Source organism: Cupriavidus cauae (assembly GCF_026210475.1).
GTDB classification, from domain to species: domain Bacteria; phylum Pseudomonadota; class Gammaproteobacteria; order Burkholderiales; family Burkholderiaceae; genus Cupriavidus; species Cupriavidus cauae.
This window is the reverse complement of the sequence record NZ_CP080293.1, coordinates 2441373-2460045: the sequence shown is the minus strand read 5'-3', so window position 1 is coordinate 2460045 and position 18673 is coordinate 2441373. Positions and strand designations below refer to the sequence as shown.

Here is an 18673-nt window from a genome sequence, read left to right as displayed (position 1 = left end):
GTGAACGAGCGTTCGATTTTAGTATGATGCCACCGCTTTGTGGGCATACCGGCATGGAAAAATGTGGCAATGCGACACCGCGTTTGCCCCCTCCCCGCCCGACGGAAAACGCTGCGACAATCTTCCGGGCCTGGATTTGCAACGCACCGCGGGCATGGCAGCGCAGCACGATGCCGCCACCCGCCCGCCCTCGCCGACATAACAATCACGGAGACAAGCACGATGGCCTTTATCTATTACCTGACCCATATCCATCTCGATTTCGGCGCGGTCAAGCTGCTGAAATCGGAGTGCGAGCGCATCGGCATCCGCCGGCCGCTGCTGGTGACCGACAAGGGCGTGGTCGCCGCCGGCATCGCGCAGCGCGCCATCGACGCGCTGGAGGGTCTGCCGGTTGCCGTGTTCGACGACACCCCCTCCAATCCGACCGAGGCGATGGTGCGCCAGGCCGCGGCGCAATACCGCAGCGAGGGATGCGACGGCCTGATCGCGGTCGGCGGCGGTTCCTCGATCGATCTGGCCAAGGGCATCGCGATCCTGGCCACGCACGAGGGCGAGCTGACCACCTACGCCACCATCGAGGGCGGCAGCGGCAGGATCACCGAGCGCGCCGCGCCGCTGATCGCAGTGCCGACGACCTCGGGCACCGGCAGCGAGGTCGCCCGCGGCGCCATCATCATCCTCGACGACGGCCGCAAGCTCGGCTTCCATTCCTGGCATCTGCTGCCCAAGTCGGCGATCTGCGATCCGGAACTGACCCTGGGCCTGCCGCCGGGCCTGACGGCGGCGACCGGCATGGACGCGATCGCGCATTGCATCGAGACCTTCCTCGCCCCCGCCTTCAACCCGCCGGCCGACGGCATCGCGCTCGACGGGCTGGAGCGCGCCTGGGCCCATATCGAACGCGCCACGCGCGACGGCAGCGACCGCGAGGCGCGTCTGAACATGATGAGCGCGTCGATGCAGGGCGCGATGGCCTTCCAGAAGGGCCTCGGCTGCGTCCACTCGCTGTCGCACCCGCTCGGCGGCCTGAAGATCGACGGCCGCACCGGCCTGCACCACGGCACGCTGAACGCGGTGGTGATGCCCGCGGTGCTGCGCTTCAACGCCGACGCGCCGAGCATCGTGCGCGAGGACCGCTATGGCCGCCTGCGCCGCGCCATGCATCTGCCGGCCGACGCCGATGTCGCGCAGGCGGTGTACGACATGACCGCGCGTCTGGGCCTGCCGACGGGGCTGGCCGCGATGGGCGTCACCGAGGCGATGTTCGACAAGGTCGTGGCCGGCGCGCTGGCCGACCATTGCCACAAGACCAATCCGAAGGAAGCCGGCGCCGAGGACTATCGGCGTATGCTGGCGGAATCGATGTAAGGCTCGATCGGTGCAGGGCGCAGTCGATGTAAGACGCAGTCGGTGTAAGGCTCGATCGTGTAAGGCTCAACCGATGCCACGCGCATCGGACGCAAGGAGGCAGGCATGGCTGGCGAACACTTGCAGGTGGTGCACGGCGATATCACGCGGATGGAGGTCGATGCCATCGTCAACGCGGCCAACAGCGGCCTGCTGGGCGGGGGCGGCGTCGATGGCGCGATCCACGGGGCGGGCGGTCCGGCCATCATGGCGGCCTGCCGCGAGATCCGCGAGCGCCAGGGCGGCTGCCCGACCGGCGAGGCGGTGATCACGACCGGCGGCCTGCTGCCGGCACCCTACGTGATCCACGCGGTCGGCCCGGTCTGGCGCGGCGGCGGCGAGAACGAGGACGCGCTGCTGGCCAGCGCCTATCGCAACAGCATCAGGCTCGCCGCAGAGCATCGGCTGCGCACGCTGGCCTTCCCGAACATCAGCACCGGCGTCTACGGCTTTCCGCGCGAACGCGCGGCCGATATCGCGATCGCCGCGGTGCGCCAGGCGCTGGCCGAGGCCGACACCATCGAACAGGTGACCTTCGTCTGCTTCGACGACGAGAACTACCGGCTGTATCGGGAGCGGCTGGGAGCGTTCGGGGGGCTTTGATTCGACGGGCGAAAAGGCGCGCGCTTGCCCGCTCCCCCGCCCCCTCTCCCGCAAGCGGGAGAGGGGCTTGGGGGAAAGGGCAACAGCGCTTGCTATCCCCTCCGCCCCCCATTACCCCAACGCGCTGCGGATCAAGCGATTGATCCGCTCCGGCTGCTCATGCACGACCCAGTGCGTGCCCTCCGGAATCCGCTCCAGCCGCAGCTGCGGCACGAAGCGATCGAGCCCATCCACCAGCGACTTCGGCAACGCCCGATCGTTCTCGCCCCAGATCACCAGCGTCGGCACGCGCACGACGAAGGCCTCGGGATCGAGCCGCGACAGATCGGGCGGCGGCTCGCCCGGCGCCGGCGGATGCAGCGGCGAGGCGCGATAGTAGTTGACGCTGCCGGTCAGCGGATGCGAACCGCCCTCGCCCGGTTGCGACCACGCGGCGAGATACTTGTCGCGGGTTTCGCCGGTGAACCACTCGGGCGGCGCGTCGCCCCCGGACAGCAGCGCCGCGAGTTTGGCGTAGTGGTCGGCCGCCAGCACCTCTTCGCAGCCCGGCTTGCGCAGCCAGTTCATATAGGCCGACGCCGCCTGCTGTTGCGGGTCCTCCGCCAGCGCGCGGGCGAACAGATACGGATGCGGCGCGTTGACGATGACCAGCTGCTGCACCAGCGCCGGATACTGGATCGCCAGATTCCAGCACACCGCCCCGCCCCAGTCGTGCGCCACCACCACGCAGCGGTCGTAGCCCAGCGCGGCGATGAACTGCACCAGGTCCTCGACCAGATGGCGCGGCTTGTAGGCCTCGACCGCGGCGGGCTTGCTCGACAGATTGAAGCCGCGCAGATCCGGCGCGACCGCGAAATGGGTCTGGCCGAATTCGGCGAGCTGCGCCTCCCACGCATACCAGAACTCGGGGAAGCCATGGACGAACAGCATCAGCGGCTTGCCGCGCTGCCCCGCGCTGGCATAGTGCAGCCGCGTGCCGTTCGGCAGCGAGGCGTACTGCAGATGATGGATCACGGCCGATGTGCTCATGGTCTCCTCTCTGTGATTTGCCGTTGTCGTCCCGCCCGCCCCATGCGGGCGCGGCGCCGGCCGTGCCGATGCACGCTCCGTGCCTGCGCGCGAATCGCCCGCCTCAGCCGCGCAGCGCGGCCACCAGCTCGTCACGTACCTGCGGCTTGCCGGCGAACGGATCGCCGGGATTGCGCTGGCCGACGATGTCCTCGAAGCGCTGCTGCACCGGCGCCAGCGCGTGCGGATGCGAATAGATGTAGAAGCGCTGCTCGCGGATCGCGTCGAAGGTCATCCGCGCCACGTCCTCCGCGCTGACCTTGCCCGAGGTGACCGCCTTGTCCGACAGCGCCTGCGCGACCAGCTGCGAGCGCGTGGGCGGGGCCTCGTTGCTGAGGTCGGCCGGGCGATTGCGGTGCGACTGGTGGATGCCGGTCGGCACGAAATACGGGCACAGCAGCGAGCAATGCACCTGTTCGGTCACCAGCGCCAGGTCCTGGTACAGCGACTCGGACAGCGACACCACCGCATGCTTGGAGACGTTGTAGATGCCCATCGCCGGCGGATTCAGCAGGCCGGCCATCGACGCGGTATTGACGATATGGCCCTCGTACGAGGCCTCGCGCGCGGCGGCCTCGAGCATCAGCGGCGTGAAGATGCGCACGCCGTGGATCACGCCGTGCAGGTTCACGCCCAGCACCCAGTCCCAGTCCTTCTGCGAGTTCTCCCAGACCAGGCCGCCGGCACCGACGCCGGCGTTGTTGAACAGCAGGTTGACCTCGCCGAAGGCCTCGATCGCGGCATCGGCCAGCGCCTGCACCTGCTCGGCCTTCGATACGTCGACGCGCAGGCCGATCACGCGGGCGCCCTGCGTGCGCAGCTCCGCCACGGTGGCGTCGAGCGCGTCCTGCTGGACGTCGGCCAGCACCAGCCGCATGCCCAGCGCCGCGCCGAGGCGCGCGAATTCCTTGCCGAATCCCGACGCGCCGCCGGTGATCACGGCCACTCTTTCCTGGAACTGCTTCATCGTGGTCTCCTTCTCGATGCCGGCGCGCTCCCGTTTCGGTGCGGTTTCCCGCTGGCCCGCTCTGCTGGCGGGCTTCTGCGCGCCGGTCTCCCCGGCCCTTCCTGCCTCAATCGAGCAGGTCGGGCTGCTCCTTGACGATGCGCGCGTACAGCGGCTGGAACTGGAACCAGCCGGCCTGCGCGGTGCCGACGATCGAATAGGCCTGGCGCGCGGCGGCGTCCGAGATCGTCTTCGGCGCGCCGCCGGTGCGCGCGGCGGCGGCCTCGGCCAGCAGCTGCACCTGGCACGAGCGCTCCATCGTGATGAACCACCAGGCCGCCTCGTCGACCGTGCGGCCCACCGTCAGCAGCCCGTGGTTCTGCAGGATCACGGCCTTGTTGGGCCCCAGCGCATTGGCGATGCGCTGGCCTTCGTCAAGCTCCACCACCACGCCGCCGAAGTCGTCATAGACGGCATGGTCCTGGTAGAAGGCGCAGACGTCCTGCGTCAGCGGATCGAGCGGCCGGCCCAGGGTCGACCAGGCGCGCCCATAGGTGCTGTGCGAATGCGCGGCGGCGACCGCGTCCTCGCGCGTCTGGTGCACGCGCGAATGGATGGCGAAGGCGGCGGCGTTGACCGGATGATCGCCCTCCACCACGTTGCCGTGGTGATCGCAGCGGATCAGGTTCGATACCTTGACCTGGCTGAAATGCACGCCGAACGGATTGACCCAGAACGTATCGGTGAACTCGGGGTCGCGCGCGGTGATATGGCCGGCCACGCCCTCGTCGAAACCGAACTTCGAGAACAGCCGGAAGGCCGCCGCGAGCCGCTGCTTGCGATGCAGGCGCTCCTCGGCATGGGTCTCGAAGCGCGGCGGGCGCGGCAGCACGCGGTACTTCGCCTTGATTTCTTCCGGCAGATCGGCGCCGATCTCGTCGGCGCGGCTGGCACGTTGCGGTGCCGGGATGGGAGCGTTCATCGCGGTCTCCTGCGGATAGCGGATAGCGGATAGCGGATATCGGGCAGCCGATAACCGGGGCCGGCCGATCAGATCAGCTTGACCAGCTGCTTGCCGAAGTTCTTGCCCTTGAGCAGGCCCATGAAGGCCTCGGGCGCGCTCTCCAGCCCCTGCGCCACGCTCTCGCGGAACTTGAGCTTGCCCTGCGCCACCGCGCCGCCGAGCTCGGACAGCGCCTGCGGCCACACCTCCATGTGCTCGGAGACGATGAAGCCCTCGATCTTCAGGCGCGACACCAGGATCAGCTGCGGATTCTTCAGGGGCAGCGGCTCGCCGTCATAGCCGGCGATCATGCCGCAGACCGCGATGCGGCCGAACGGATTCATGCGCGACAGCACGGCGTCGAGGATCTCGCCGCCGACGTTCTCGAAGTAGCCGTCGACGCCCTGCGGCGTGGCTTCCTTCAGCATCGTGTACAGCGCCTTGGGATCGGATGCCGCCTTGTAGTCGACGCAGGCATCGAAGCCCAGCTCGTTGACCACGTAGTCGCACTTCTCCTTGCCGCCGGCGATGCCGACCGCGCGGCAGCCCGCCATCTTCGCCAGCTGCCCGACCACGCTGCCGACGGCGCCCGAGGCCGCGCTGACCACCACGGTCTCGCCGGCCTTCGGCGCGATGATGCGGTTCAGGCCGTACCAGGCGGTGACGCCGGGCATGCCCACCGCGCCCAGGTAGGCCGACAGCGGGATCCGGCTGGTGTCGACCTTCTGCATGCCGCTGCCGTCGCTGACGCCCATCTCCTGCCAGCCGAACATGCCCAGCACCTTGTCGCCAACCGCGTACTTCGGATTGCGCGAGGCCACCACCTCGCCGACGGTGCCGCCGATCATCACCTCGTTCAGCGGCTGCGGCGTCGCGTAGGACTTGCCTTCGTTCATGCGGCCGCGCATGTACGGGTCGAGCGACAGATAGTGGTTGCGGACCAGCACCTGGCCGTCGGCCAGCTCCGGCACCGGCACCTGCTCGAGGCGGAAGTTGTCCGGCGAGACGGCGCCGCTGGGACGGGAGGCGAGGACGATGCGCTTGTAGGTATCGGACATGGGACGTTCCTTTGTCAGGTGGTCGTTGGACGTTGTTGGGCTGGGTGTTGGCTTCGGGATCCGCGCTGCATCAGCGCTGCATCAGCGCAAGCGCCAGCGCGCGATAGGCGCGCAGCGTGATCGGGTCGTTGGCGGCATTGCCGGCGATCGGATGCGAGGCGTAGCGCACGATGGTCATCTCGGCCTTCGGATCGATATGGATGCGCTGGCCGAAGATGCCGCGGGCCTCGAAGGCGCCGTGGTCGTCGTGCGAGACCCACCACATGTCGCGGTAGCTCCAGCCAGGCAGATGAGCATAGACCGATTTGGCGAACTTCGCGCGGTCGCCGCCGCCGCGCACCTCGGCAACCACCGCCGCGGGGATCACCTGGCGGCCGTTGAAGCGGCCGTCGTTGCGCATCGCCTCGCCGAAGCGGGCCAGGTCGCGCAGCGTGGTGCTGATCGCGCCGCCGCCGCCCGGCGTGCCGATGCTGTCGACGGTGAAGTAGGCGTCCTCCTCGGCGCCGAGCGGCTGCCACAGCTTGTCGGACATCAGCTTCGGCAACGGCACGCCCGAGGCGCGCTGCACGATCCACGCCAGCACCTCGGCGTTGACGGTCTTGTAGGCGAAGGCCTGGTCGTGCTCGCCCTCCTTGCGCAGCGTGGTCAGGAATTCGTAGAAGGAGCGCGGGCCGGCATAGTCCGGCGCGCGCGGAATCATGCCGCCGGCGCGGGCATAGTCGTTGACCTCGGCCTTCGGATCGGCGTAGTCCTCGGAGAATTTGACGCCGATCGTCATGTCCATCACCTGGCGCACGGTGGCGTCGCCATAGGCGGTGTCCGCGAGCTCCGGCACGTAGCGCGTGACCGGCGCGGCCGGATCGAGCTTGCCCTCGTTGGCCAGCATCGCGGCCAGCGTGCCGACGAAGCTCTTGGTGATCGAGAACGCCGCGTGCGGCAGCTGCGGCTGCAGCGCGCCGAAGTATTTCTCGTAGACGACCTTGCCCTTGTGCATCACCAGGATGCCGTCGGTATAGGTCAGCGCCAGCATGTCGGCGAAGGTGCGGCGCGTGCCGTCGGCATCGACGAAGGGCACGCCGCCGATGTCGCGTTCGGCGCGCGGCAGCGCGGACACGGGGCCCGGGCCGCGCCACACCGAGACGGTCGGCACCAGCTCGCGCACGTGCGAGAAGGTCCAGCGGTGGCGCGGGAAGCCGTTGCTCTTGCCGCTGAAGCTGATGACCTTGTCCGGCGCCGGCGGAAAACCCTGCATCCATCCGAGCGTGACGGGATCGGTGGCCGCCGCGTCGGCATAGGTGCGCGCCGGCGGCGTCTGTGCTTGCGTGGGGATCGCCATGGCAGTCAGCAGCACGGCCGCGATGGGCAGCGGCGAGGGGACGAAACGGCGGACACTACGACAAACGATGCGCCGAGCGATTCGACGAACGATCTGGCGAAGGCGCGTACGCCCGCGTCGATTGGCCTGCATGGTGTCTCCATTTGTTTTTTCTCTTTGGATTCGGTGGGTGCCGCGCTGCGCGGGCCGCGCAGCGATCTGCGGTCTGCGGTCAGCCGTCGGCGCCCGCATCCGGCGCGGTCTCGGCGCGCTGCGGCGGCGAGCGTCGCACGTACTTGAAGGTGCCCGAGCTGCGCGCCACCAGCTTGCCGTCGGCGTCGACGATCTCCGCCTCGCAGAACGCCATCGACGTGGTGCGATGCACGCAGTCGCCGCGCGCGATCAGCGTGCCTCGCCCCGGCGCCATGAAGCTGGTCTTCATCTCGATGGTGACCACGCCGCGGCCGTCCTCGGTATCGGCCGAGCGGCAGGCCACCGCCATCGCGACGTCCAGCAGCGTCATCAGCACGCCGCCGTGCGCCATCTCCCAGCCGTTGTGATGGCGCGGCTCGATCTCGAGCTCGAGCTCGCTGACGCCGCCGCCCATATGGGTGCAGCGCAGGCCGAGGTCGTCGACGAAGGGAATCGGGATCGGGAAACCTTTGCGGGGCTCGGTCATGGTGTGGTGGTCCTTTGGTTCAAATCGCGCTGACGCCCCCATCCACCGCCAGGATCTGCCCGGTAATGTGCTTGCCCGCCTCGGTCGCGAACAGCAGCGCGGCGCCCTTCAGGTCCTCGTCGTCGCCCAGCCGATGCAGCGGCACGCCCTCGCACATCTTGTCAACACCCAGGCGCGCCAGCGAGCCCTGCGTCATCTTCGACGGGAAGAAGCCCGGCGCCAGCGCGTTGACGGTGATATTGTGCTCACCCCACTCGGCCGCCAGCGTGCGCGTGAAATTGACCACCGCGCCCTTGGACGTGTTGTAGGCGATCGTCTCCATCGTGCCCGGCGGATTGCCGGCGAGCCCCGCGATCGAGGCGACGTTGATGATGCGGCCATAGCGGCGCGGAATCATCGACTGCTTGCCGATGCGCTGCGTCAGCAGGAACAGCCCGCGCACGTTCAGGTTCATCACCTTGTCCCAGGCCTCGACGGGGTGGTCCTCGGCGGGCGCGCCCCAGGTCGCGCCGGCGTTGTTGACCAGGATGTCGACGTGGCCCAGGCGCGCCAGCGACTCGTCGGCCAGGCGCGCGATCTCGTCGTCGCGCGAGCCGTCCGCGACGATCCAGTCGGCCTCGATGCCGCGCGCCTTCAGATGTTCCTGCGCGGCTTTCAGCTCGTCGGCCTTGCGCGCCGACAGCACCAGCCGCGCGCCCTGCTCGCCCAGCGCCTCGGCGATCTGCAGCCCGAGCCCGCGCGAGCCGCCGGTGATCAGCGCGGTGCGCCCCTTCAGATCGAACAGCTGTGCGATCGTCTTCATGGTGTCCCCTCCTTGTCCTGCGTGTCCGATGTCTCGTGGATGCTGGTGATTGCGCCGGTCCTAGAACCAGGCGTCCTGCATGTCGAGCGTGGTGCGGTCCAGCGACGCCAGCAGATCGAGCTGCGGGCCGACCTTCGGCAGTTCCCAGCGGAAGAAGTAGTCCGCCGCCGCGAGCTTGCCGCGATAGAAGTCCGCGTCCGCATGGCCCGACGGCAGCGCCGCCAGCGCGCGTTGTGCCAGCATCGCCTGCTCCAGCCAGATCCAGGCGACCACCACGTGGCCGAACGCCTCCAGATAGACCGAGGCATTGGCCAGCGTCACCGCCGGATCGCCGACCGCCCACAGCTGGGCCGTGACGTCGGACAGCCGCGCAACGCGCGCCGCCAGCGCCCGCGCATGCGTGCCCCGGGCCTCGTCGCCGCTCGCAAACGCGCGCTCGATGGTGGCCTGCACCACCTGCCCCAGCGCCTTGAGGGCGGCGCCCTCCTTCATCACGACCTTGCGCCCGAGCAGGTCCAGCCCCTGGATGCCGTGCGTGCCTTCGTGGATCGGGTTCAGGCGGTTGTCGCGATAGAACTGCTCGACGTTGTACTCGCGCGTATAGCCGTAGCCGCCATGCACCTGGATCGCCAGGCTGTTGGCCTCCAGGCACCATTGCGACGGCCAGCTCTTGGCGATCGGGGTCAGGATGTCGAGCAGCAAGGCGAGGCGCTGGTGCTCGGCCGTATCCCCTGCGGTGGCCGCGGCGCGCTCTTCGTCGACCAGCCGCGCGCAGTACAGGTTCAGCGCGAGCCCGCCCTCGACGTAGCTCTTCTGCGCCAGCAGCATGCGGCGCACGTCGGCATGCTCGACCAGCTTGACCTGCGGGCTCGACGGGTCCTTGCCGCCGGGGCCGACCGGCCGGCCCTGCGGCCGGTTGCGCGCGTAGTCCAGCGCGTGCAGATAGCCGGTATAGCCGAGCATCACCGCGCCCAGGCCCACGCCGATGCGGGCCTCGTTCATCATGTGGAACATGCAGGCCAGGCCCTGGTGCGGCTGCCCGACCAGATAGCCGATCGCCCCCGCCTTGCCGCCGGGCCGGTAGCGCGTGCCCTCGCCGAAATTCAGCAGGCAGTTGGTGGTGCCGCGATAGCCCATCTTGTGGTTCAGGCCGGCCAGCACGACATCGTTGCGCTCGCCCAGCGAGCCGTCGGCATTGACCAGGAACTTCGGCACGATGAACAGCGAGATGCCCTTGACGCCGGGAATCAGCTTGCCGTCCGGGCCCGGGATCTTGGCCAGCACCAGATGCACGATGTTGTCGGACAGCTCGTGCTCGCCCGCCGAGATCCACATCTTGTTGCCGCGCAGCCGGTATTGCGCGCCCAGCGGCGATTCGCCCTCGTACTCGGCGCGGGTGGTGATGTCCGACAGCGACGAGCCGGCCTGCGGCTCGGACAGGCACATGGTGCCGAAGAAGCGCCCTTCCAGCTCCGGCTTGACGAAGGTGTCGATCTGCGCCGGCGTGCCGTGCGTCAGCAGCAGGTTGGCGTTGGCGATGGTCAGGAAGGGATAGGAGCTGGTGCCGACGTTGGCGCCCTTGAAATACGCGAAGCCTGCCTTCTCGACCACCACCGGCAGCTGCATGCCGCCCAGCTCGTAATCCTGCCCGGCCGCCATCAGGCCGGCCTCGCAGAACGCCTTCAGCGCGGTCCTGACTTCAGGGATGATGGTGACGGTCTCGCCGTCGAAATGCGGTTCCTGCTGGTCGTTCTTCTTGTTGTGCGGCGCGAACAGATCGGTGGCGATCTTCTCGCAGGTATCGAGCGCGGCGTCGAAGGTCTCGCGCGAGTGGTCGGCATAGCGCGGGATGCGCGTCAGCGTTTCGACATCGAGCCACTCGTAGAGCAGAAAATCGAGGTCGCGGCGGGAAAGGATCAACGACATGGCGATTGCCGCTCCTTGGGATGGGAATGAATGGGGAGAATGCGGACGTCGCCGTCCGCATCGCCGCCGGAAGGACCGCTCAGCCCGCCTCGCCCTTCCGCGCGATGGTGCCCTGCGCGACCGCGCACAGCTTTTCCTCGCCGTCCTGGACGGCAAAGACATCGCAACGGACCACGGCCTGCTGCCGCCCGCGGCTGACGCACTCGGCACGCGCGATCAAGCGCTCGCCCAGCGCGGGGCGTACGTAATTGATCTTGTATTCCGAGGTCACCACCGGCGCCGCCATCGCGGCGCCGCCGGCATAGGTCAGCGCGTTGTCGGCCAGATAGCTGACCACGCCGCCGTGGGCAAAGCCATGCTGCTGCCGCAAAGGCTGGCGCAGCGGCAGTTGCAGCTCGGCCCGCTGCGGCGTCAGCGCGGTCAGCTCCGCGCCGAGCAGCACCGAGAACGGCTGCTCGGCGAGGATCGCGCGGCCGTGCGCCAGCAGGTCGCCCGACGCGCCCAGGTCGCGCGGCTTGCCGCGCTCTCCGGGCGCATTGGCGGAGTCTGCGGAGCCGCTGGGCTGCTTAGGCCCGGTGGGACCGGCGGGACCGGCGGGACCGGCCGGCCCGGCGGACGGCGTGGCGGACGGTGCGGACACCGGCGGCCTCGGCTTACAGCACCTCGAACAGCCCGGCCGCGCCCTGGCCGCCACCGATACACATGGTGACGACCACGTACTTGACGCCGCGGCGCTTGCCTTCGATCAGCGCATGGCCGACCAGGCGCGCGCCCGAGACGCCGTACGGGTGGCCCACCGCGATCGCGCCGCCGTTGACGTTCAGGCGGTCCATCGGGATGCCCAGCTTGTCGGCGCAGTACAGCACCTGCACGGCAAACGCCTCGTTCAGCTCCCACAGGCCGATGTCCTCGACCTTCAGGCCGGCCTTCTTCAGCAGCTTGGGCACCGCGAACACCGGGCCGATGCCCATTTCATCGGGCTCGCAGCCGGCCACCGCGAAGCCGCGGAAGGCGCCGAGCGGCTTCAGGCCGCGCTGCTCCGCCAGCTTCGCGTTCATCACCACCGCGGCCGAGGCGCCGTCGGAGAACTGCGACGCATTGCCGGCCGCGATCACGCCGCCGGGCATCGCGGTGCGGATCTTCGACACGCCTTCGTAGGTGGTGTCCGGGCGGATGCCTTCGTCGGCCGAGACCGTGACCTCGCGCGTCACCAGCTGCCCGGTGGCCTTGTCGGCGACGCCGGCCAGCACCGTCAGCGGCACGATCTCGTCGTTGAACTTGCCCGCCTCCTGCGCCGCCGCCGCGCGCAGCTGGCTTTGCACGCCGTACTCGTCCTGGCGCTCGCGCGGGATGTTGTAGCGCTTGGCGACGTTCTCCGCGGTCTGCAGCATGCTCCAGTAGATCTCCGGCTTGTTCTTGACCAGCCAGCCTTCCTGGATCATGTGGCGATTCATTTCCTGCTGCACGCAGGAGATGCTCTCCACCCCGCCGGCCACGAAGATGTCGCCCTCGTCGGCGATCACGCGCTGCGCGGCCATCGCGATGGTCTGCAGGCCCGACGAGCAGAAGCGGTTCACCGTGGCGCCCGGCACCGTCACCGGGCAGCCGGCGCGCAGCGCGATCTGGCGCGCGATATTGGCGCCGGTCGCGCCTTCGGGATTGGCGCAGCCCATCAGCACGTCCTCGACCTCGCCCGGCTCGATGTTGGCGCGCGCGATCGCGTGCTGGACCACATGGCCGCCGAGGGTGGCGCCGTGCGTCATGTTGAAGCCGCCCTTCCAGCTCTTGGCCAGACCGGTCCGTGCGGTCGATACGATCACTGCCTCGTTCATTTGTTGCTCCTCAGTATTCTCGGTGTCTGGTGTGTCTCGATGTCTCGATGTCTCGGTGCCCGCGCCCTCGCGCGAGCCATGTCAGCTCAGCAGCTCGGCGGCGCGCATCCTGCCGACGCCCGCCTTGGCGAGGCTCGCCCAGGCGGCGTCCAGCGATCCGTTCAGGTCGATCGCGCGGCAGGCGTCCTCGACCACCACCGCGTCGAAGCCCGCGGCGCGCGCGTCCAGCGCGCTCCAGGCCACGCAGTAGTCGGTCGCGAGTCCAACGCAAACGACCCGGCGCACGCCATGCTCGCGCAGATAGCCGGCCAGCCCGGTCGGGGTCGTGCGATCCGCCTCGACAAAGGCGGAATAGCTGTCGACCTCGCGCTGATGGCCCTTGCGGATCACCAGCCGCGCGTGCGGCACCGCCAGTTGCGGATGCAGCTCGGCGCCCGCTTGCCCCTGCACGCAGTGCGCGGGCCACAGCACCTGCTCGCCATACGGCAGCGTGGTGGTCTGGAACGGCGCCGCGCCGGCATGGTTGACCGCGAACGACACGTGGTCGGCCGGATGCCAGTCCTGCGTCAGCACCACATGCGTGAACGCCTCGGCCAGCCGGTTGATCACCGGCACGACCTGGTCGCCTTCGGGCACGGCGAGCGCGCCGCCGGGCATGAAGTCGTTCTGCACATCGATCACCAGCAGGCAATCGCTGTTGCCGAAGCGTCTGCGCAAGGTCGTGTCCATCGCGTCGCCGTTGTCGTCGCCGTTGTCGCCGTGGCCGCCGTCGCCGCTCAGCCGTTGAAGCCCTTGCCCTCGGCCGCCAGCTTCTTGAGCAGCGGCGCCGGCTCCCACGCTTCGCCGTGGTAGCCCTTGGCATAGCGCTGCATCGACAGCAGCACGTTGTACAGGCCGACCTGGTCCGCGTACAGCATCGGGCCGCCGCGATGCAGCGGGAAGCCGTAGCCGGTCAGGTAGACCATGTCGATGTCCGAGGCCTTCGAGGCAATGCCTTCCTCGAGAATCTTCGCGCCTTCATTGACCAGCGCGTACACCAGGCGCTCGACGATCTCCTCGTCCGAGATCTTGCGGCGCGTGATGCCGAGATCCTTGGAATGCTGGACGATCATCTCGTTGACCTGCTGGTTCGGATACGGCTTGCGGTCGCCCGGCTTGTAGTCGTACCAGCCCGCGCCGGTCTTCTGGCCGAAACGGCCCATCTCGCACAGCAGATCGGCGGTCTTCGAATACTGGATGTCCGGCTTTTCCACCGCGCGGCGCTTGCGGATGGCCCAGCCGATGTCGTTGCCGGCCAGGTCGCCCATGCGGAACGGGCCCATCGCGAAGCCGAACTTCTCGATCGCCTTGTCGACCTGCTCGGGCAGCGCGCCCTCGTCCAGCAGATAGCCGGCCTGGCGGCTGTACTGCTCGATCATGCGGTTGCCGATGAAGCCGTCGCAGACGCCCGACACCACCGCGGTCTTCTTGATCTTCTTGGCGACCTGCATGACCGTGGCCAGCACGTCCTTGCCGGTCTTGTCGCCGCGCACCACTTCCAGCAGCTTCATCACGTTGGCCGGGCTGAAGAAGTGCATGCCGACCACGTCCTGCGGACGCTTGGTGAACGAGGCGATCTTGTTGACGTCGAGCGTCGAGGTGTTCGAGGCCAGGATCGCGCCGGGCTTGGCGACTTCGTCCAGCTTCTTGAACACGGTTTCCTTGACGCCCATTTCCTCGAACACCGCCTCGATGATCAGGTCGGCGTCCTTGATGTCGTCATAGGACAGCGTGGTCGACAGCAGGCCCATGCGCTGCTCGACCTTCTCCTGCGTCAGCTTGCCCTTCTTGGCGCTGTTCTCGTAGTTGCGGCGGATCGTCGCCACGCCGCGGTCCAGCGCTTCCTGCTTGGTTTCCAGCACCGTGACCGGGATGCCCGCGTTCAGGAAGTTCATCGAGATGCCGCCGCCCATGGTGCCGGCACCGATCACGGCGACCTTCTCGATCTTGCGGGTCGGCGTGTCCGACGGCACGTCGGGAATCTTGCTGGCGGCGCGCTCGCCGAAGAAGGCATGGCGCAGCGCGCGCGATTCCGGCGTATTGACCAGGAACATGAAGCCTTCGCGCTCCAGGCGCAGGCCCTCGTCGAAGGGCTTGAGCGAAGCGGCCACGGCCTCGACGCACTTGCCCGGCGCCGGGAAGTTCTTCGCCACGGCGGCAACGGTGTTCCTGGCGAAGGCGAGGAAGCCCTCGGCGTTTTCATGGCGCACCTTCAGGTCGCGCACCTTCGGGTGCGGGCCGGGCGCGGACGCCGCCTTGCGCGCAAAGGCGATCGCGGCGGGCAGCACGTCGCCTTCCACGATCTCGTCGAACAGCTTGGTGCCGGCGAACTTCTCCGACGGTACCGGATTGCCGGTCACGATCATGTTGAGCGCGGCCTCCAGGCCGATCACGCGCGGCAGGCGCTGCGTGCCGCCGGCGCCCGGCAGGATGCCCAGCTTGACTTCGGGCAGCGCGATCTGCGCACCCTTGGCGGCGACGCGGTAGTTGCAGCCCAGCGCCAGTTCCAGACCGCCGCCCATCGCCACCGAATGCACCGCGGCGACGACAGGCTTGGTCGAATTCTCGATCACCTTGATCACCGAATGCAGCGTCGGCTCCTGCGTCGCCTTCGGCGTGTTGAACTCGCGGATATCGGCGCCACCCGAGAACGCCTTGCCGGCGCCGGTGATGACGACCGCCTTGACCGCGGCATCGTCCAGCGCACGGGTCATGCCTTCGACGATGCCAAGCCGGGTGCTGTGACCCAGGCCGTTGACAGGGGGATTGTCGAGCGTGATGACGGCGATGCCGTCCTGAACCTGATACTGCGCTGTCATGCTGGTTCCTTTGGTGTCTTGGTTGTCTCGGGATTCGAATTCTCGAATATTGTTTTTACTTCGGCTGCGCCATGGGCACCCCTGGAATGGTACGCGCGAGCGGCCGGCCCGGGAGGCGCAGCGAAACAAGCATACACAAAATAGAACGGTCGTTCAATTTCTATTTTGGAGGAGAAATTCGCCGCTGCAGGCACAAAAAAAGCGCGCCATGCGGGGGCTGCATGGCGCGCCTTCATGGCATGCATGGTCGAAACGGAAGCGGTCGATAACAGCCGCTTCACAGCCTCTCTAGCGGCCTCTTCAACAGCCTGTTCCGGGGCCCTCAAACCTCCAACCACTCCTTGCGCACCTGCGCATTGCCCTTGAGTTCGGCTGGCGTTCCCTCGAAGACGATATGGCCGTGGCCCATCACGTAGACGCGCTGCGAGATGTCGAGCGCGATCGCCAGTTTCTGCTCGATCAGCAGCACCGAGACGCCGCGCTCCTTCAGCACCTTCAGGTAGTCGGCGACCTGGGCGACGATCATCGGCGCCAGCCCTTCGGTGGGCTCGTCGATCAGCACCAGGTCGGGGTCGCCCATCAGCGTGCGGCACAGCGTCAGCATCTGCTGCTCGCCGCCGGACAGCACGCCGGCCGGCGTGTTCTCGCGCTCCTTCAGGCGCGGGAACAGCGCGAACATGTCGTCGGTGCTCCAGCGCGGCCGGCTCTGGCGCGGATTCGGCTTCTCGCCCAGCAGCAGGTTCTGGCGCACCGTCAGCGTGGGGAAGATGTCGCGGTTCTCGGGCACGTAGCCCACCCCCAGATGCGCGATCTCGAAGGTGCGCCGCCCGAGGATCTCGTCACCGCGAAAGCGCACCGAGCCCTCGGACTTGACCATGCCGAGGATGGCCTTGGCCATGGTCGAGCGCCCGACCCCGTTGCGCCCCAGCAGCGCGACGATCTCGCCCTCGTCGATATGCAGATCGACGCCATGCAGGATATGGCTCTTGCCGTAGTAGGCGTGCAGCCCCTGCACTTCCAGCATGCGCTTGCCCATCAGTGCGCCCCCTCGCTTGCGCTTGCGCCCACCGCGCCCGCGCCTTCGCCCCCGCCTTCGCCCTCGTCCAGCGTCGTGCCCAGGTAGGCCTCCTTGACGCGGCGATCGTTGCGGATGGCCTCGGGCGTGCCGGTGGCGATCACCTCGCCGTAGACCAGCACCGAGATGCGGTCCGCCAGCCCGAACACCACGCTCATGTCGTGCTCGACCATCACCAGCGTCTTGCCCACGGTGACCTTCCGGATCAGCTCGACCGCATGGTCCGACTCCGAGCGGCTCATGCCGGCGGTCGGCTCGTCCAGCAGGATCACGTCGGCGCCGCCGGCGATGGTGATGCCGATCTCCAGCGCGCGCTGCTCCGCGTAGGTCAGCAGGCCCGACTGCGTATGACGCCGGTGCTGCAGGCCGATCAGCTCCAGCACCTCCTCGGCCCGTTCGCGCGCGTCGCGCAGCTCGGACAGCCGGTGCCAGAACGAGTACTTGTAGCCCAGCGCCCACAGCACCGCGCAGCGCAGGTTCTCGAACACGGTCAGCCGATGGAAGATGTTGGTGATCTGGAAGCTGCGCGACAGCCCCTTGCGATTGATCACGAAGGGCTGCAGGCCGCCGATCTCCTCGCCATTGAGCCGCACCGAGCCCGAGGTCGGCGCGAAGCGGCCCGAGATCAGATTGAAGGTGGTCGACTTGCCCGCGCCGTTGGGACCGATCAGCGCATGGCGCTCGCCGCGCGCGATGTTCAGCGTCACGCCGCGGATGATCTCGGTCTGGCCAAAGCGCTTGCGCACATCGGTCAGTTCCAGCGCCGCCGTGGTATCCCGCCTCATGCCGCTCCTCCCGCGATTTCCGCCTGCACCTTGTCCCAACGCAGGCGCGCCTGCCCCACCGTGAAGCGCCATGCGGCCAGCCCCACCAGCCACAGCGCGGCCGCCACGCCCCACGGCGCCAGCGTGCCGGCGTCGAACGCAATGCCGAACAGCGACATCGCGGTGCCGTTGGCGCTGTCGACCTGCACCTTGTAGACCAGCTCGACCGTCAGGATGATCGCCGCCAGCAGCACCACCCCGGCCAGCGCGCACAGCCCGTAGGACGGCAGCATCTGGCGGAACTTGCCGCGCGCCACCAGCGGCAGCTGCATCATCAGCAGGCTGGCGAGCCCGCCCGGCACGAACATCACCATCAGCACGAAGAACAGGCCCAGGTAGAGCAGCCAGGCCTTGGTCAGGTCCGACAGCGCGACCGCGAACAGCACGAACACTACCGCGCCGATGATGGGCCCGAAGAAGAAGCCGGCGCCGCCGATGAAGGCGGCCAGCAGCACGCCGCCGGAGCGCACCGCGCTGACGTTCTCCGCCGACACGATCTCGAAGTTGATGGCCGCCAGCGCGCCCGAGATGCCGGCGAAGAACGCCGACAGGATCAGCACCAGGTAGCGCACGCGCTGCGTGTTGTAGCCGATGAATTCGGCGCGCTCGGGGTTGTCGCGCACCGCGTTGGCGATGCGGCCCAGCGGCGTCTGCGTCCATGCGTACATCGCCGCCATCGACAGCAGGCACCAGATCGCGATCAGGTAATAGACCTGCCGGCCCGGCCCGAACGTGATGCCCAGGAACGGCTCGCCGACCACGCGGTTGGTCGAGATGCCGCCCTCGCCGCCGAAGAACTCCGGGAACATCAGCGAGCTGGCGAACACCATCTCGCCGATGCCCAGCGTGATCATCGCGAAGGTCGTGCCGGACTTCTTGGTCGTCACGTAGCCGAAGATGACGCCGAAGAAGGCGCCCGCCAGGCCACCGACCAGCGGCAGCAGCGACACCGGCATCCACACCGTGCCGGCGCCGGCCATGTTCAGCACATGGACCGCGATGAACGCGCCCAGCCCCGAGTAGACCGCGTGCCCGAACGACAGCATGCCGGTCTGGCCGAGCAGCATGTTGTACGACAGCGCGAACACGATCATGATGCCCATCTGCGACATCAGCGTGATGGCAAACCCGCCGGTGAAGATCAGCGGCAGCACCAGCATCAGCAGCGCCGTGGTGCCCCACAGCACCCAGCGGCCCAGGTTCAGCGGCCGGTAGCGCATCGTGCCGCCGCTCAGCGCGGTGTCTTGCGTGCGTTGCATCGTCGATTCCATCGC

17 protein-coding genes are annotated in these 18673 nt (G+C 68.2%); 2 read left to right on the top strand and 15 right to left on the bottom strand.

Going from position 1 to position 18673, the window contains the following annotated elements; genetic code table 11:
* Nucleotides 1–222 precede the first annotated feature (222 nt).
* Together KZ686_RS11010 and KZ686_RS11005 are read left to right on the top strand one after the other, a co-directional pair.
* Nucleotides 223–1371 (top strand): iron-containing alcohol dehydrogenase, encoded by a 1149-nt coding sequence (locus KZ686_RS11010; protein WP_149318788.1) that lies wholly within the window; start codon nt 223–225, stop codon nt 1369–1371.
* 105 nt (nt 1372–1476) lie between these two features.
* Nucleotides 1477–2013 carry an O-acetyl-ADP-ribose deacetylase gene (locus KZ686_RS11005; RefSeq protein WP_149318789.1) on the top strand — a complete coding sequence of 179 codons (537 nt, stop codon included), beginning with the start codon at nt 1477–1479 and terminating at the stop codon, nt 2011–2013.
* A gap of 111 nt (nt 2014–2124) precedes the next feature.
* Here KZ686_RS11005 and KZ686_RS11000 read toward each other — a convergent pair whose 3' ends face one another.
* The 15 genes from KZ686_RS11000 to KZ686_RS10930 all read right to left on the bottom strand — a co-directional run bounded on the left by KZ686_RS11000 (nt 2125) and on the right by KZ686_RS10930 (nt 18670).
* Nucleotides 2125–3042 carry an alpha/beta fold hydrolase gene (locus KZ686_RS11000; protein ID WP_226106446.1) on the bottom strand — a complete coding sequence of 306 codons (918 nt, stop codon included), beginning with the start codon at nt 3040–3042 and terminating at the stop codon, nt 2125–2127.
* 103 nt (nt 3043–3145) lie between these two features.
* Nucleotides 3146–4048, bottom strand: a complete 903-nt coding sequence (locus tag KZ686_RS10995) for an SDR family oxidoreductase (protein WP_265632382.1) — start codon at nt 4046–4048, stop codon at nt 3146–3148.
* 106 nt (nt 4049–4154) lie between these two features.
* Nucleotides 4155–5009 carry a class II aldolase/adducin family protein gene (locus KZ686_RS10990; protein WP_149318792.1) on the bottom strand — a complete coding sequence of 285 codons (855 nt, stop codon included), beginning with the start codon at nt 5007–5009 and terminating at the stop codon, nt 4155–4157.
* A gap of 68 nt (nt 5010–5077) precedes the next feature.
* Nucleotides 5078–6088 carry an NADP-dependent oxidoreductase gene (locus KZ686_RS10985; RefSeq protein WP_150082967.1) on the bottom strand — a complete coding sequence of 337 codons (1011 nt, stop codon included), beginning with the start codon at nt 6086–6088 and terminating at the stop codon, nt 5078–5080.
* A gap of 70 nt (nt 6089–6158) precedes the next feature.
* Entirely contained in the window at nt 6159–7424 is a 1266-nt protein-coding gene (locus KZ686_RS10980; protein WP_223819561.1) for a serine hydrolase domain-containing protein, read from the bottom strand.
* Between the two features lie 211 nt (nt 7425–7635).
* On the bottom strand, nt 7636–8082 hold the full coding sequence (locus KZ686_RS10975; RefSeq protein WP_149318794.1) for a PaaI family thioesterase: 447 nt from the start codon (nt 8080–8082) through the stop codon (nt 7636–7638).
* Nucleotides 8083–8101: 19 nt separating this feature from the next.
* Complete coding sequence (locus KZ686_RS10970) at nt 8102–8884, bottom strand: SDR family oxidoreductase (protein WP_149318795.1); 783 nt, start codon at nt 8882–8884, stop codon at nt 8102–8104.
* 60 nt (nt 8885–8944) lie between these two features.
* The gene (locus tag KZ686_RS10965; RefSeq protein ID WP_265632381.1) at nt 8945–10810 is read right to left on the bottom strand and encodes an acyl-CoA dehydrogenase; all 1866 of its coding nucleotides are present in this window, start codon (nt 10808–10810) and stop codon (nt 8945–8947) included.
* 79 nt (nt 10811–10889) lie between these two features.
* On the bottom strand, nt 10890–11315 hold the full coding sequence (locus KZ686_RS10960) for a PaaI family thioesterase (RefSeq protein ID WP_265633457.1): 426 nt from the start codon (nt 11313–11315) through the stop codon (nt 10890–10892).
* 148 nt (nt 11316–11463) lie between these two features.
* A complete protein-coding gene (locus KZ686_RS10955) occupies nt 11464–12642 on the bottom strand; it encodes an acetyl-CoA C-acyltransferase (protein WP_149318797.1) in 1179 nt (392 codons plus the stop codon).
* Between the two features lie 81 nt (nt 12643–12723).
* On the bottom strand, nt 12724–13371 hold the full coding sequence (gene pncA / locus KZ686_RS10950; RefSeq protein ID WP_265632380.1) for a bifunctional nicotinamidase/pyrazinamidase: 648 nt from the start codon (nt 13369–13371) through the stop codon (nt 12724–12726).
* 47 nt (nt 13372–13418) lie between these two features.
* Nucleotides 13419–15500 (bottom strand): 3-hydroxyacyl-CoA dehydrogenase NAD-binding domain-containing protein, encoded by a 2082-nt coding sequence (locus tag KZ686_RS10945; RefSeq protein WP_149318799.1) that lies wholly within the window; start codon nt 15498–15500, stop codon nt 13419–13421.
* Nucleotides 15501–15822: 322 nt separating this feature from the next.
* On the bottom strand, nt 15823–16536 hold the full coding sequence (locus KZ686_RS10940; protein WP_149318800.1) for an ABC transporter ATP-binding protein: 714 nt from the start codon (nt 16534–16536) through the stop codon (nt 15823–15825).
* Nucleotides 16536–17360 carry an ABC transporter ATP-binding protein gene (locus KZ686_RS10935; RefSeq protein ID WP_149318801.1) on the bottom strand — a complete coding sequence of 275 codons (825 nt, stop codon included), beginning with the start codon at nt 17358–17360 and terminating at the stop codon, nt 16536–16538. Before KZ686_RS10935 ends, KZ686_RS10940 begins: the two co-directional genes overlap by 1 nt.
* The gene (locus tag KZ686_RS10930; protein ID WP_149318802.1) at nt 17357–18670 is read right to left on the bottom strand and encodes a branched-chain amino acid ABC transporter permease; all 1314 of its coding nucleotides are present in this window, start codon (nt 18668–18670) and stop codon (nt 17357–17359) included. Before KZ686_RS10930 ends, KZ686_RS10935 begins: the two co-directional genes overlap by 4 nt.
* Nucleotides 18671–18673 lie beyond the last annotated feature (3 nt).

Coding starts and splice junctions, on each gene's coding strand:
- KZ686_RS11010 (WP_149318788.1), top strand. CDS start 223: ATGGCCTTTATCTATTACCTGACCCATATCCATCTCGATTTCGGCGCG.
- KZ686_RS11005 (WP_149318789.1), top strand. CDS start 1,477: ATGGCTGGCGAACACTTGCAGGTGGTGCACGGCGATATCACGCGGATG.
- KZ686_RS11000 (WP_226106446.1), bottom strand. CDS start 3,042: ATGAGCACATCGGCCGTGATCCATCATCTGCAGTACGCCTCGCTGCCG.
- KZ686_RS10995 (WP_265632382.1), bottom strand. CDS start 4,048: ATGAAGCAGTTCCAGGAAAGAGTGGCCGTGATCACCGGCGGCGCGTCG.
- KZ686_RS10990 (WP_149318792.1), bottom strand. CDS start 5,009: ATGAACGCTCCCATCCCGGCACCGCAACGTGCCAGCCGCGCCGACGAG.
- KZ686_RS10985 (WP_150082967.1), bottom strand. CDS start 6,088: ATGTCCGATACCTACAAGCGCATCGTCCTCGCCTCCCGTCCCAGCGGC.
- KZ686_RS10980 (WP_223819561.1), bottom strand. CDS start 7,424: ATGGCGATCCCCACGCAAGCACAGACGCCGCCGGCGCGCACCTATGCC.
- KZ686_RS10975 (WP_149318794.1), bottom strand. CDS start 8,082: ATGACCGAGCCCCGCAAAGGTTTCCCGATCCCGATTCCCTTCGTCGAC.
- KZ686_RS10970 (WP_149318795.1), bottom strand. CDS start 8,884: ATGAAGACGATCGCACAGCTGTTCGATCTGAAGGGGCGCACCGCGCTG.
- KZ686_RS10965 (WP_265632381.1), bottom strand. CDS start 10,810: ATGTCGTTGATCCTTTCCCGCCGCGACCTCGATTTTCTGCTCTACGAG.
- KZ686_RS10955 (WP_149318797.1), bottom strand. CDS start 12,642: ATGAACGAGGCAGTGATCGTATCGACCGCACGGACCGGTCTGGCCAAG.
- pncA (WP_265632380.1), bottom strand. CDS start 13,371: ATGGACACGACCTTGCGCAGACGCTTCGGCAACAGCGATTGCCTGCTG.
- KZ686_RS10945 (WP_149318799.1), bottom strand. CDS start 15,500: ATGACAGCGCAGTATCAGGTTCAGGACGGCATCGCCGTCATCACGCTC.
- KZ686_RS10940 (WP_149318800.1), bottom strand. CDS start 16,536: ATGGGCAAGCGCATGCTGGAAGTGCAGGGGCTGCACGCCTACTACGGC.
- KZ686_RS10935 (WP_149318801.1), bottom strand. CDS start 17,360: ATGAGGCGGGATACCACGGCGGCGCTGGAACTGACCGATGTGCGCAAG.
- KZ686_RS10930 (WP_149318802.1), bottom strand. CDS start 18,670: ATGGAATCGACGATGCAACGCACGCAAGACACCGCGCTGAGCGGCGGC.